General features: G+C 54.3%; 9 protein-coding genes. 4 read left to right on the top strand and 5 right to left on the bottom strand.

Features of this window, described 5'->3' with window-relative positions; all coding sequences use genetic code 11:
- The first annotated feature begins 68 nt into the window (after positions 1–68).
- Positions 69–503 (top strand): CrcB family protein, encoded by a 435-nt coding sequence (locus AD948_RS13230; RefSeq protein ID WP_061472319.1) that lies wholly within the window; start codon positions 69–71, stop codon positions 501–503.
- Positions 504–531: 28 nt separating this feature from the next.
- On the opposite strand, the gene AD948_RS13225 is transcribed toward AD948_RS13230, so the two are convergent.
- Positions 532–918, bottom strand: a complete 387-nt coding sequence (locus tag AD948_RS13225) for a VOC family protein (protein ID WP_061472318.1) — start codon at positions 916–918, stop codon at positions 532–534.
- 519 nt (positions 919–1,437) lie between these two features.
- On the opposite strand from AD948_RS13225, the gene AD948_RS13220 reads away from it, so the two are divergent.
- The 3 genes from AD948_RS13220 to AD948_RS13210 all read left to right on the top strand — a co-directional run bounded on the left by AD948_RS13220 (position 1,438) and on the right by AD948_RS13210 (position 8,506).
- Complete coding sequence (locus tag AD948_RS13220; RefSeq protein WP_156479032.1) at positions 1,438–3,987, top strand: TonB-dependent receptor; 2,550 nt, start codon at positions 1,438–1,440, stop codon at positions 3,985–3,987.
- A gap of 120 nt (positions 3,988–4,107) precedes the next feature.
- On the top strand, positions 4,108–5,427 hold the full coding sequence (locus AD948_RS13215; protein ID WP_061472316.1) for an alpha/beta hydrolase family protein: 1,320 nt from the start codon (positions 4,108–4,110) through the stop codon (positions 5,425–5,427).
- Between the two features lie 454 nt (positions 5,428–5,881).
- On the top strand, positions 5,882–8,506 hold the full coding sequence (locus AD948_RS13210) for a TonB-dependent receptor plug domain-containing protein (RefSeq protein WP_058988367.1): 2,625 nt from the start codon (positions 5,882–5,884) through the stop codon (positions 8,504–8,506).
- 329 nt (positions 8,507–8,835) lie between these two features.
- Here the strand turns inward: AD948_RS13210 and AD948_RS13205 are convergent, their stop codons facing one another.
- The 4 genes from AD948_RS13205 to AD948_RS13190 form a co-directional block, all read right to left on the bottom strand.
- On the bottom strand, positions 8,836–9,876 hold the full coding sequence (locus tag AD948_RS13205) for an SDR family oxidoreductase (protein WP_006558450.1): 1,041 nt from the start codon (positions 9,874–9,876) through the stop codon (positions 8,836–8,838).
- 413 nt (positions 9,877–10,289) lie between these two features.
- Entirely contained in the window at positions 10,290–11,114 is an 825-nt protein-coding gene (locus AD948_RS13200; RefSeq protein WP_006558449.1) for an acyl-ACP desaturase, read from the bottom strand.
- A 460-nt stretch (positions 11,115–11,574) separates the two neighbouring features.
- Positions 11,575–12,003: an acyl-CoA thioesterase gene (locus AD948_RS13195; RefSeq protein ID WP_006558448.1), complete on the bottom strand. Its 429-nt coding sequence runs from the start codon at positions 12,001–12,003 to the stop codon at positions 11,575–11,577.
- Between the two features lie 46 nt (positions 12,004–12,049).
- Positions 12,050–13,513, bottom strand: a complete 1,464-nt coding sequence (locus AD948_RS13190) for an AMP nucleosidase (RefSeq protein WP_061472315.1) — start codon at positions 13,511–13,513, stop codon at positions 12,050–12,052.
- Between the last annotated feature and the right edge of the window lie 159 nt (positions 13,514–13,672).

Below are 13,672 nucleotides of genomic sequence, written 5' to 3'. Positions count from 1 at the left end.
TTGGGCTGCGTCTATCGCCATAACGGCGGGAGAGACATGGCCCGCCGCAAGAAAGAGGGTCGGGTGTGATGTCTTTTTATTCCTGTCTTATTGTTATGCTGGGCGGTGCGCTGGGTACACTGGCGCGGTATGTTGTGTCCGTGCTGACTGGCCCATACAGCCGGATGATGCCATGGGGTACCATACTCGCCGTGAATATGGTGGGGTCTTTCATCATCGCATTTTTTGGAACGTTGACACTGGCCGGCGGGCGTTATCCTGTTTCCGAAAACATGCGGCTGTTTGTCATGATCGGCCTGTGCGGTGGCTACACCACCTTTTCGTCCTTCAGCCTGCAAACGCTTGATCTGCTGCGTATCGGGGCCTGGGGGCGGGCTCTGCTGACTATAGGGCTGTCAGTTTTCTTGTGCGTAGGGGCCGCGTCTGTGGGGCATGTTCTGGCATCCCGCCTGAACCACCATGCTATTATGGTTGCTCAGGCGGATATTGAAGAAGAAGTGTAAGAAAACTTCCTCTCTATCAGGATGCGCCTCAGGCGCTCGGCATTTTATACATGGCGCACAGTTTGTTGCCGTCTGGGTCCCGCAGATAGGCCAGATACAGGTCTCCCATTACCGTGTGGCGCACTCCGGGCGGATTTTCGATGGCTTTTCCGCCATTTTCCACACCAGCCTTATGCCAGGCTTCAACCTGCTCTGCGTTGGTCATGGCAAAGCCGATTGTGCCGCCATTGGCTGCCGTGGCGGGTTGGCCATCCAGCGGCGTGGTGATCACCAGGCGTTCGCCGTCATGCGTATAGGTCAGGCGGCCTTTGGCGTTAGGGGTTGCGGGCTCACAGCCCAGAACACCCAGCGTTGCATCGTAGAATTTTTTGGAGCGGGCAATGTCGTTGCTGCCCAACATGATGTGACTGAACATGAAAAATCGTCATTCCGTGTAACGTTCAGGAAGACGCCACCTTACCCCTCTGTTTAAAGACGTCAAATGCAGGCCGGTTATGAACGGGCGTTCTTTATGACAGGGTGGATTTGTTAAAGTTCTGAGAAAACACCAGAAAGACATTGCGGGACGGCCCGGTATTTTTCTAGCGATAGAAGGGCCTGTCAGATGGGGTATTAAAACGATGCAGGATCATGACCAGCTAAGGTCTTTTTTCTTCTTCCAGCACTAGCGTAAAAAAATACAACACTGTTGCGGATAAGTACCATCTATCCTTCTGGAACGGTCATGGAATTTTTTTCTGATGTTGTAGGCATCATATTTTTGAACTCGGTTTTATCTTGTTTTTAATACTGGTGTTGTTCCCGTCAGGAAACAGGGCCTTATGCGCCAACAGATGTCTGGACAGAGGCTGGATATAAAATTAAGTGCTCTGCCCCTTCGGCCTGATGTTGTGAACGCCGCTTTCCCCTTGCCCTTAAATGATAAGAGACACACGTGAGCAAAAGACCTGTTTCCCTTTATTCGCCCCTTGTGTGCCGTAAACGTTCTTTGTGTTCTGTCCGTTCGTATTCTACTGCGTTGGTCGGGGCTTTTTCTGTTTGGGCCTGTGTGTCGGGCTACGCAGGCGCGGCTTTTGCGGCAGGGGAGAGCGTGGAAAAACGTTCATCAGGCAAACTGCATGCTGCCCAGGCACCGGGGAAACAGGAAGCCTCCACACGGCAGGTTTCTCAGCCGCATAAGAAGCCCAAGGCGGAATCCGCAGCAGGGGCCATGGAAGCGGTGACGGTAACGTCCACCCGTCGCGCAACTTCCATCATGCGTGTGCCGGTCAGTGTTGCCGCGTATAATCAGGCGTATCTGGATATGAAGGGCGCCAAAACCATTCAGGATGTGCTCCGCTTTACGCCGGGCCTGACATTTGACCCCACATCCAAAACGCCGGTTGTGCGTGGTCTGGCATCCAGTGCAGGGTCAGCCACCACCGGAATTTATCTGGATGATACACCCATCCAGATCCGTAATCTGGGTTTCAGTGCGGAAAACACGGTGCCGCAACTGTTTGATATGGAACGGGTGGAAGTGTTGCGCGGCCCGCAGGGCACCCTGTTTGGGGCCGGTGCGGAAGGTGGGGCTGTGCGTTACATCACGCCCGCACCGAACCTGCATAAATATACATCCTATGCTCGTGCAGATGTCTCAGCATCGCAGTATGGCGCGCCGACATATGATCTGGGCGTGGCGCTTGGCGGGCCGATCATCAAGGACAAGCTGGCGTTTCGCGTCAGTGCGGAACGGCAGGGGCAGGGCGGTTATATCGACCACCTTGATTACCGAACCGGAAAAAAGACAGACAAAAACACCAATAATGATGATGTGAACGTGTTTCGTGGTTCTGTTCTGGTCAAACCGATTGAAAACCTGAGCATTACGCCGTCCATCATGTATCAACAGCGTCTGGTGGGGGATAGTGATACCTATTTTGCGGGTCTTTCCAATCCTGGTAAAAGTGAATATCGCACCAATTCGCCCGAATACCAGCAGAATACGGACCGTTTTTATCTGCCGTCTTTGAATATCAAATATGATATCGGGAATGTCTCACTGATTTCGAACACGGCCTATCTGCACCGTAACAATATTACGGGCTATAACGGCACGCTTTACCAGCTTTCCTATTATAATGAATTTCTGGATGGCAGCAGTCCGTACTACCCCTTGCTGACCCAGCAAGGGATCAACCCCAACACGCCATATTATTATGGTCCCTCACGCGTGTTGAACCAGCAGCGTAATTTCACCGAGGAATTTCGTGTGCAGTCCCGCAATCCGGTGGCTAACCGCCTGATGTGGGTGGCCGGTGTATACTATCAGAACGACAAGCAGATGAGTTCCGAGCAATTGCAGGAACCCAACGCAAACGCTTTGACACAGGCGTTGTTTGATATGTCTGCTTCCGATTTCTGGGGCGGCTGGCCCAATGCAGGGCAGAACGCCTACATTAACCAGACACGCGCCACGGATGAGCAGGTTGCCGTTTTTGCCAACGCCACGGTGGAAATTATCAAAGGGCTGAAGTTTGATGCAGGTGTGCGGTATGCCAATGCCAATTATCACTTCCACAACTTTGCAGATGGCAGCCATAATGGTGACCGCACAACAGCCAGTGGCCAGATTACCGAAAACCCGGTGACCCCCAAATTTACCTTGAGTTACCAGATTGACCGCCACTCCATGGTGTATGCGGGCTGGGGCAAGGGGTGGCGAGTGGGCGGAGCTAACGCGCCCGTGCCACAGCTTTTGTGCCAGAATGATCTGAATAATTTTGGCATGACCTCGGCCCCCAGCAAATACAAATCAGACACGGTAAAAAGCTGGGAAGTTGGGTCAAAGAACCAGTTTTTCCATAATCGTCTGCAAATTTCAGGAAGCCTGTATTACATCAACTGGTCCAACATTCAGCAGAATGCCTATCTGCCGGGATGCGGCGTGCAGTACACGACCAATCTGGGTGAAGCAGTTAGCAAAGGGTTTGATCTTCAGGCCACATTGTATCCGTTTGATGGCCTCTCGATCGATACCACGCTTGGCTATACAGATGCGCATTATACCAAAAATGCGTATGTGGGCACCAACCAGAACGGCCTGCTTGCCCGTAAAGGCGATACACTGGGCACACCGGGGTGGACCTATAGCCTTGGGGTTCAGTACAATATTCCCAAGAACATCATCTCCATTGGTCATGGACAATTGTATGTGCGGACGGATTACCAGTATATCAGCCGCCCCAGTGGTACCACGCCAATTCGGGATTCAGAAACACTGATGTACAATTCGGGCTATTACCTGACACAGGCCCAGCATTACCTGACCCTGCGGGTGGGTGCCCGGTTCAATAATAATATGAACCTGTCTTTCTATGTGAATAATCTGCCCAATCTGCACCCCATGGTCACCAGTTCAAACGAGGTACAGGGGTCTTTGCTGCAACTGAACTCCACCATGCGGCCACGTTATGCTGGCGTCTTGTTGACGTATAACCGCTGATCGGCGAGGGCAGGAGGCGGAGGGAAAATCCGCTTCCTGTTTAATTAAATGCAAGCCCTGGCTGATTTTTGCGGTCAGTCATGGTTTTATAGCGTTCTCGAAACAGAAATGGCGTAGGTTATGTCCCTCACTCACCCCGAAATTCTTTCTGAAAAACGTAACCTTCTGGCGCAGTGTCTGAAAAAGGCGGCTGTATCCAAAAATGGTGCGGTGCGTAAGGTGCTGCTGGCCGGGGCGGGTGTGGCTGCTCTGGCATTTGGTGTGCCGCAGGCTGCCTTTGCTCAGGCTGACCTCCCCAAAACCATCCCCGAGGGCTTGAAGCTGGAGGCAGCACAGGCGCTTCCCATTACGCCTTTCTATACAGAGGCTCCATCGGCTGATGCGCCCACATGGCCCGGCGGGCTGATCCGGGCGGAAAAGGTCACGGATTATGCCATCCCGGCAGGGATGACGGCATGGCGTATTCTGTACCACTCTCTGGATGCGGAACGGCATGATGTTGTGACATCTGGTTTTGTGCTGTTGCCTGCGGGGCCAGCGCCTGCTGGTGGATGGCCTGTGGTGGCGTGGGCCCACGGCACCAGCGGTGTGGCGCAACCTTGCGCGCCTTCTCTGATGAAAGATCTCTATTACGGGGATGAAGGGTTGTTTGAATTCCCCAAAGCTGGGCTGGCTGTTGTGGCGACGGACTATCATGGGCAAGGCACGCCGGGTGCGCATCAGTATATGAACAAACTGGCTCAGGGGTATGATGTCATTTATTCCGTGGCTGCTGCTCATGCCGCGCTGCCGGGTGTGCTGAGCAAGCAGTGGGTGGCCGATGGGCATTCACAGGGCGGTATGGCGTCCTGGAGTGTGGGCGAAATGGAACAGCAGATGAAAAACCCGGATTATCTGGGCACTGTTTCCGTGTCCGGCACCGTGGATATGCTGGATTTTATTGCCCCTAAACCGGAAGAAGTTGGCGCCCCGTTCTATTTCCCCATGGTGGCGTATGGGCTGAAGGCCCGTTATCCGGATTTTGATGTGCACAGCATTCTGACCAAGGACGGTTATGAGCATTATCCGCTGATTGCCACCAAGGGCTGCTGGTTTACCGGTTATGCGGCCTATCTGGGCAAAACCAGTGCTCAGATCATGAAGCCGAACTGGACCAAGGTGTCTGCGGTTCAGGCCATGCTTAAAGAAGACATCATGGGGGACAAGCCGGTAAAAGGCCCGCTTATGGTGCTGACTGGAGGGGGAGATGTTTCCGTGCCTCCTGGTGGCGTGAAAAAAACGGCTCAGAAAGCCTGCAAGAACGGCATCAAGCTGTTCTTCCACCTTTATCCCGGTCTGGATCATGATCCGACCATGATCAATTCGACGCAGGATCAGATCGCCTGGATCAAAGACCGCTTTGCGGGCAAACCCTTTGAGCAGAACTGTGGCGGGTTCTAAATGAGACAGGTCTGAGCCTCTTAAAAGAGGCTCACGTTATGACCGATGCTGGCCACTGTGTTCAGTGTCTGTGCGAAATGGGATTCGTTCCACGACGCGACAAATTAAAGTGGCTGCGTTCCATCATATGTCCTCATCCGTGTCAGATGGGGGCATATGCTTTGTTAGAGCGGCACTTGGTTTTCCCGGAAAACAATAGGCTCTTTTGTTAAGGAATTCCTTGGCAAATAAGGCGGAGCATACAGTCTGATGCCTGCTCCCTTTTGGGAACGACCGGCAGAGACAGAGGGTGTCCTCAGTCTATGTGTCTCTTTTCTGACCCGGATTATGTTGCAAAAAGACAACAATTTGACCGAACTGATACGGGACCGTAATTTTAGAATTGCAAAAGATGCGCATCTCATATCCCATAAGAGGGTAACGAATACCCAAACGCAGCAGGGATTGGCGGCACATGACATCCCGGAAAACACTATTTTCTGCAACTATTCTGGCAGTTCCCATGCTTGGTATGGTGCCAGACGCGTATGCTGCGACAACTCCGCAGGGAACGCAGCATAAATCTGCTCATAAAAAGGCGACAACGCAGGATATTCCCCATACAGCCGGGGCGGCAACCGCCACCCGTGCAGCGGTGCCTGCCAGATCTTTGCCACGCCCAAGCCACCGGGTGTCAGATTCTGGTGAAAATGTGATTGTTACTGGCACACACTCGGAAAATCGTCATGCACGGCAGAGCATGAGCCCGGTTAAGGTGGTGAGCAGTGCAGTATTGCGTCGGTCCGGGCAGATGAACCTGGCAGATGCGTTGACCCGCACTTATGCGTCCGTCAACGTGGAAACCATGGGGACAGATGCCGCAGCCCTTGTTTCTTCCATTCATATGCGTGGCCTGAGCTCCAACCAGGTTCTGGTGCTGGTGGATGGAAAACGTCGGCATACAACAACAACGTTTACAGCTACCTCTGGTCCGAACTTTGGGACGACCGGCGTTGATCTCAACATGATCCCGGCCAATATGATTGATCATATTGAAGTGCTGGAAGATGGGGCCGCAGCCATGTATGGCTCCGACGCCATTGCCGGTGTGATCAACATTATTACCAAAAAGCAGGATCATGGCCTGAATGTTTCAGCCCAGACAGGGGCCAATGCTTATAACGGGGATGGCTGGCAGTATCAGTTCAATGCCGATGGGGGTATGAAACTGGGGAATGATGGCTACCTGCATCTTTCCGGCCAGATGTACCATACGGATCACATGGTGCCCAAGAATGTGCGCGATCATCGTCTGGTAGGGGAACAACCAGCGGATCACGATGTGGCCTCTTATGTCAGCACCGGGGCGCATATTCCTGCAACATCCAACAAAGTGCTGAGCACAGCGGAAGAAACGCGGGAAAGCTTTGGTCTGGACTGGGGTAAGCCGCTGAATGAAAACGTGATGTTCTATGGCAGCATCACTTATGCGCACCGTCATGCTGAAACGTATCAGAACTATCGCGTGCCAGACGTTGGGGGCGGCGTTGCGCTTTCCTACTGGCCATGGGGTTTCACGCCGATTGAAACTGCGGAAGAAAATGATTACGCGGCAACCGTCGGGGCCAAGGGCGATCATCTTTTCGGCTTCCAGTGGGATGTTTCTTCCACTTATGGCGCGGATTACAACAAGGTTGGGAACAAGAACACCGTTAATACCGGGGTTCTACAGTCCACCTGTTCGACCGACCCGAATGCTGGCGCAAGTTATTCTCCCGTAGGGTGCGGGTCCAGCCCAACGGATGTCCGGGCTGAAAGCTTCAATATGGCGCAGTGGACAAACAACCTTGACCTGCGGCGCAATTTCAAGATTGCCGATACAGTCCCCATGGTGCTGGCGTTTGGTGGTGAGCACCGAATGGAATCCTACCAGATCTGGGCTGGCAATCCCTATTCCTATGCGCTGGGGGGCACGCAGGGCTTTGCGGGTCTGGCCCCGCAGAACGCGGGCAAGTGGTATCGTAACATCTGGGCTGCTTACGTGGATGGTGATTTCCATCTTCTCAAGAACTGGGAACTGGATTTTGCAGGGCGGTTTGAACACTACACAGACGTAGGCAATACGGAAAACGGCAAGGTTTCCACACGGTATGACATTACCAAACGCATTGCCGTGCGTGGTACAATCAGCACCGGTTTCCGCGCCCCCACGCTGGCTGAAGAGCACTACAGCGCCATGAACGTTTCCCCCAACGGGGCTTCCGGTTTGCTGGCGGCTGATTCTGCGGCGGCGCGTAGCCTTGGCGCACCTGGGCTGAAGCCCGAGCGTTCAACCAACGTGTCAGGCGGGATTGTGGTTGAGCCAGTTCGTGGCTTCCATGTGGAAGTGGATGTTTATCAGATCAATATTCGTGACCGCATTGTGCAGGGTGGAACAGTGAGCGGCCTGTCTGCTGTCTCGGCCATTCAGTCCATGGGCTTTACGCCCCCGGCGAATGATGCCTCGCTGGACAATATTCAGGCCTATTATCTGTCAAACGGTGCCAGCACCCGTACGCAGGGGTTGGATATCAACGCGGACTACACGTTCCGCATGGGGAAATATGGCACCCTGACAACAACCATGGCGTTGGACCTCAACCGCACACGCCTGCATCATAACGGTCTGGGCACCAATGGGGAGGAACTGCTGAACGCCCAGAATATTGGTTACATCACCACAGCTTATCCGCGCAGCAAGATCATTCTGAATGCCTTCTACACGGTCGGAAACTGGGATGTGAATATTCGCCAGACCCGTTACGGTGAAACCACAAACATGCTCCAGTATCAGGATTGGGGTCCAAAGGCGCTGCAATATAGTGTGACCGATTTCTACCAGTTCAAAAATTCGCCCCGTTGGCTGACAGATCTGGAAATTGGGTATCGGGTCAACAAGAACTGGCATGTGGCAGTAGGTGGCAACAACCTGTTCAATATCCGCCCCCGGCGCGTGCCGCAAAGCGTGAACTACCTTGGTGCCTACATCTATGATCAGTCATCCTCTCAGGTGCCCATGACGGGTGGTTATTACTACGGACGCGTGAACGCGACGTTCTAAAGGGTTCTTCCTGGAAGCGGCTGATAAAAGCCGCTTCTTTTCAGAGGATGGCGTCAGGAAACACTTTGAAGACCATTTTTTGAAAACCCGTTTATCGTGCAAGATAAAGAAAAGGCCATTTCTGTTAACAGAGATGGCTTTTTTTGTGACCCTTTGCACAGCCCGTAAAGAGGGGATGGCGTGGGGTCATTGAAACCGGCAAGACGGGTTTGATATCTTGGCGCAAGGATAACAGGATAAAAGCCGTTTCCTTTCCGTGGCGGAAACGGCTGGATTGCGTTTGCAGGCTTTTAAAGCCGCTTCATCCACACAAAGGGCAATTTCCGGGGTTAGGGGAGGCCCACACCGCCATTTGCACCCACAACCTGGCCAGTGAGGTAGCTGCTCTCACTGGATGCCAGCATCACATAGACCGGGGCGAGTTCTACTGGCTGGCCCGGGCGCTTCATGGGAACAGTTTCACCAAATTTCTCGACATTTTCCATGGTCTGGCCACCACTGACCTGAAGGGCCGTCCAGAATGGACCGGGTGCTATGGCGTTCACCCGGATGCCTTTTTCAACCAGTTGCTTGGCGAGCCCTTTGGCAAAATTGGAGATGCCTGCCTTTGTAATTGAATAGTCCAGAATATTAACTGAGGGCTCGTACGCATTGGTGGAGGAAGTGAAGATCATGGTTGAGCCTGGCTTCATGAGCGGAATGGCTGCTTTGCTGAGCCAGAACAGCGCGTAAAGATTGGTTTTAAGCGTCCAGTCGAACGCTTCGGTTGTCACATCCAGAATGCTGTCATGTGTTTGTTGGCGTCCGGCGCAATTGACGAAAATATCCAGCCCACCAAGCTCTTCAGCAGCTCGCTTTACCAGATCCTGACAGAATTTTTCGTCACGCAGATCCCCGGGCAGTGCGACGAATTTGCGCCCTTCCTTGCGCACCAGTTCTGCCACTTCTTTGGCGTCCGCTTCTTCTTGCGGCAGATAGTTGATGGCGACATCCGCGCCTTCTCGTGCGTAAGCAATGGCTGCGGCGCGGCCTAGACCGGAATCTCCGCCTGTAATCAGCGCTTTGCGTCCGGCAAGGCGTCCGCTGCCTTTATAGCTCTTTTCCCCGTGGTCTGGCAGTGGCGTCATTTTGGATGCAAGGCCGGGCCATTCCTGCGGCTGTGCCTTGAACGGTGCATGTGGATACAGGGAGCGCGGGTCTTCCAGCGGGGTATTGGAGGCGTTGGGCATGGAAGCTCCTGTTTTCTGGGATGGTGCGGCAGAAGTGGAAAATGGCAAGGATGATGCTCCGGCAGCAGCGGCAATGCCGGCAACCTTAAAAAGGCGGCGGCGCACCGGATCATGCTCGGGGGTATGCGTGTCATCCGTCATGACGACTTCTCCTCTCTGAAAAGGCTGGGGGCAGGCAAGGAGCCAAGAGAGACTGTAAAAGTCTCCATCCCTTAGGCGGGGCCATGTCTTGTGTAGACAGACGCGAGCGGTGCCAGGAGGTTCCGTTTTTATTGAAAGCAGAGGGAAAGAATATCTGTAATGAATATAGTGTATAAATTGAAATAGGGTGCCGGATTATTCTTTAACTGGGTTCATTCAATGTTATGAGAAACCTAGAAGAGGATAGATAAGTATTCACTCACGCTGCCAGTGAGTAGAAACTGTTGGTGTCTGGTCTCTTTTGCGCTGCGTAATTTAAGAGACGGGACGGAACATGCCTGCGGTTAGCACGGTGGCCGCTCGCAGGTTTTTTCTGTTGCTTCGTCGCGTGGAGGCTCTGAAAAGCAGGAATGCTAAGTGAGCCCCACCATGCGGGCGAATTTCTTCTGGCGGCTGAAAAACAGTTTTTCAGCAACATAAAAGGCAAGATCCTGCAATTTGCTGTGCGGGGTCAGGCCGATAGTTTTGAAGATCATGCCCGTTACCCGTTTCAGGTGTTTGGGCTGATAGGTCTTCATGGCGCGGGCCATATAGTTGGCAATGCAGCGGTTATGATCGTAAGGCATGCCCGCCGGTTCATTGGTTGTATGATAGGCGGAGGCGAGTTCATCATCCTCGCTTTCCGTCACGCGGCCAAGGGCGATGCGGGCGCGCTGTAGCGTGCTGATCTTCTCACGCTTCAGATAGCGGTGCATGTGGTCGTAAAACAGCTTGAAGTGGCGGAATTCATCCGCTGCAATCTGTTTGCACAGGGCCTTCAGCACAGGTTCGTCCGTTGCATCCGCCAGCGCCGTATAGAAGGAGGATGTGCCGGTTTCCACCATGCAGCGTGCAATCAGTTCACCCGTGCGGGAGCCACGGATGGACTGATCAACATCCAACTGAATCTTGTAGAAATCACGGTAGCGCTGAAAGGCCTCCTGATAGTCCCACTCAGGGTCAGCCAGCATGGCCCAGCGGCCCAGTGCATCCCCATGCTGAATTTCTTCCACGGCCCAATGGTCGGCCGCCTGCCGGAAATCCGGATCATCATAGAACACGTTATTCAGGTACTGGGCGTAGTCCACGCTGTTGCGTTCCACAACAGAGGCTGCCTTCACGGCCTTCACCAGTTCAGGATCCACCTTGGAGGGATCAAAGCTGTCCCATGGTAACTGATCAATCTGCCAATGTTTCATACGCGCCCGGTCTCCCGTCCTGACTGCTTGCTACCCTGCCATCCAGCCTGCGGTTAAAAGGCTGGCCGTGCAGAAACCACCCCGCAAGAGAGAATTTGCGCGGCGGCTGATCCTTAGCCTTTGCTCTTCCAGACGCAAGAGGGCTGGACTCCTGATGCGCTCCGCCAAAGGGCGAAATCTCTACCGCTAACGTAACGGTAAAGAGGGAAGATGGATGCCTGATGACACACTCAGGCTGACACTCAACCTGATGTCTGCCAACGCTCTAGCTTAAATCCGGGCTGGACGGAATGCTCTGCCGCAAAAAAGAAGCCCTGAAGCGGTCGGGAAAATCGATGGCAGGTTAGCGCGGGCCGCTCTGCCCGATTGTGGGCCGCGACGGACCAAACAGGGTTTGCGCTCAGGGGAGAGGGAGAAGGCATCCCGGTAACCTTGGGCAGTGGCTACCGGGATTACGGCCTCAGATTTCAGGATTGACGGGGGCGTCGCCCGGTTTGATGGGGGGGAGGGACCGAGGCCGGCGGTTGGCGTCAAGGGCGACGAACGTGAAATCCCCCTCCGTCACCTTGGAGGTGAGATGCGTATGGCGGGCGCGCCGCCATGTTTGCACATGAATGGTCATGGATGTGCGGCCTTCACGGGTGATTTCCGTATAGATGCTTACCTCATCACCCACGGCCACGGGTTCAAGGAACACCAGCCCGTTGATGGCGACTGTAGCGGCACGCCCGTTGGCCCGGAAGGCGGCAGTGGTGCCTGCGGCAAGATCCATCTGGGAAATGATCCAGCCACCAAACACGTCCCCTGCCGGGTTGGTGTCCGTCGGCATGGCGACAACGCGGATGGTAGGAACCCCTTCAGGGATGGTGGAAGGTGTGGCGCTAGGCATACAGTTCAGGCCCTTTCCAGGCTCGTTGCAGTTTGTTCATTGTCCATTACCGGAACGGGGGCTCATCAAACCCGCGCAGTTTGCGTGAATGCAGGCGGGCAACGCCTTCCTCACGCAACATATGCATGGTTTCAATGCCGACCATCAGGTGCTGGCTCACTCTCTCACGATAAAACGCATTTGCCATGCCGCGCAGCTTCAGTTCTCCGTGAAGAGGCTTGTCTGAAACGCAGAGCAAGGTGCCGTATGGCACGCGAAAGCGGAAGCCATTGGCCGCAATGGTGGCGGATTCCATGTCCACCGCTATGGCGCGGCTCATGTTGATCTGTGTGAAGAGCTGACGCAGCCGCAGTTCCCAATTCCGGTTGTCCGTGGTCATGACCGTGCCGGTGCGCAGGCGAGTCTTGATTTCCGACTCGTGCAGGCCGGTGATGCGGGCGGTGGCTTCCTGCATGGCCACCTGAACTTCGGCAATAGGGGGGACAGGCACCCATGGCGGGAGATCGTCGTCCAGCACGTGGTCGTCCCGAACATAGCCGTGGGCCAGCACATAATCCCCTAGAATCTGGGAGCGGCGCAGGCCCGCGCAATGGCCGACCATGATCCAGCAATGGGGGCGCAGAACGGCCAGATGGTCTGTAATGGTTTTGGCGTTGGAGGGGCCAACCCCAATATTGACCAGTGTAATGCCATCCCCATCCGGGCGACACAGATGGTAGGCGGGCATCTGTGGCAGGCTGGTAAGCGGCGTGAACGTTTCCGCGCTGTCCGGCCCGGTGTAGATCTGTTCTCCTGGTTCGACATAGGCAGTGTAGGGGCTGTTCGGATCATCGACCTGCATGCGTGCGTAATCGCGGAAGGTGTCTACATAGCGTTGGTAGTTGGTCAGCAGAATAAAGCGCTGGAAGTGGCGCGGTTTGGTGCCCGTATAATGATGCAGCCGTGCCAGGGAGTAGTCCGTGCGTTCTGCCGTGAAGAGCGCCAGAGGCCGTGGGCGGCTGGAGTCTGGCAGCAATTCACAATTGGCGATGCTGTCATCCGTGTAATGGAGATCAGGCAGCACAAACTGTTCTTGCAGCAGCCGCAGATCTGTCTCTGTCAGGCCGGTTACGGCGTCTTCCATGACGTAAGGCAGCGGCACAGGCCGGTGTGAACAGCCAACCAGAACAGGCTGGCCATAGTGGTGCAGAAGCAGGCCGATCTGTTCGCGCAGATAATCCCGGAATAGGGCGGGTTGCGTGATGGTGGAGCAATAAAACCCCGGCTCCAGCATCACATCAAACGGGGGACGCCCTTTGATGGCAGTTCCCGCGGGCAATTCCAAAGCCAGACAGGGGTATGTGGCTTCATGCGGAGGGCACCCCCGCCGCGCCGCAAACTGGGTATGCAGGCGTTGTGTGCTGTTTTTGTAAAGGGCGCAGAGCTGATCCACAGCGGCATCGGCCGAAGTAAACGCTTCAAAGTTTGTGCCAGCGGCTTCACGAAGGGCCGCCATGTTTGTGTGAGCCATTCTACTCCTTACCGGACTGATCAGAGTCTTCCTTTTTGTAATTGGAATTAAGCCGCGGTAGGCGATCGTGTGCAAGGGGCAAGAGTGTTGGTCCAGCTACATCTAAAAACCCAAGGTATAAAATTTGTGGTAATTGGATGTGTATTTTATAGAATCAAT

It is taken from the genome of Acetobacter senegalensis (assembly GCF_001580995.1).
GTDB lineage: Bacteria > Pseudomonadota > Alphaproteobacteria > Acetobacterales > Acetobacteraceae > Acetobacter > Acetobacter senegalensis.
Note: the sequence above shows the minus strand (reverse complement) of the source record. Positions and strands in the feature narration are given on the sequence as shown.

Coding starts and splice junctions, on each gene's coding strand:
- AD948_RS13230 (WP_061472319.1), top strand. CDS start 69: ATGTCTTTTTATTCCTGTCTTATTGTTATGCTGGGCGGTGCGCTGGGT.
- AD948_RS13225 (WP_061472318.1), bottom strand. CDS start 918: ATGTTCAGTCACATCATGTTGGGCAGCAACGACATTGCCCGCTCCAAA.
- AD948_RS13215 (WP_061472316.1), top strand. CDS start 4,108: ATGTCCCTCACTCACCCCGAAATTCTTTCTGAAAAACGTAACCTTCTG.
- AD948_RS13210 (WP_058988367.1), top strand. CDS start 5,882: ATGACATCCCGGAAAACACTATTTTCTGCAACTATTCTGGCAGTTCCC.
- AD948_RS13205 (WP_006558450.1), bottom strand. CDS start 9,876: ATGACGGATGACACGCATACCCCCGAGCATGATCCGGTGCGCCGCCGC.
- AD948_RS13200 (WP_006558449.1), bottom strand. CDS start 11,114: ATGAAACATTGGCAGATTGATCAGTTACCATGGGACAGCTTTGATCCC.
- AD948_RS13195 (WP_006558448.1), bottom strand. CDS start 12,003: ATGCCTAGCGCCACACCTTCCACCATCCCTGAAGGGGTTCCTACCATC.
- AD948_RS13190 (WP_061472315.1), bottom strand. CDS start 13,513: ATGGCTCACACAAACATGGCGGCCCTTCGTGAAGCCGCTGGCACAAAC.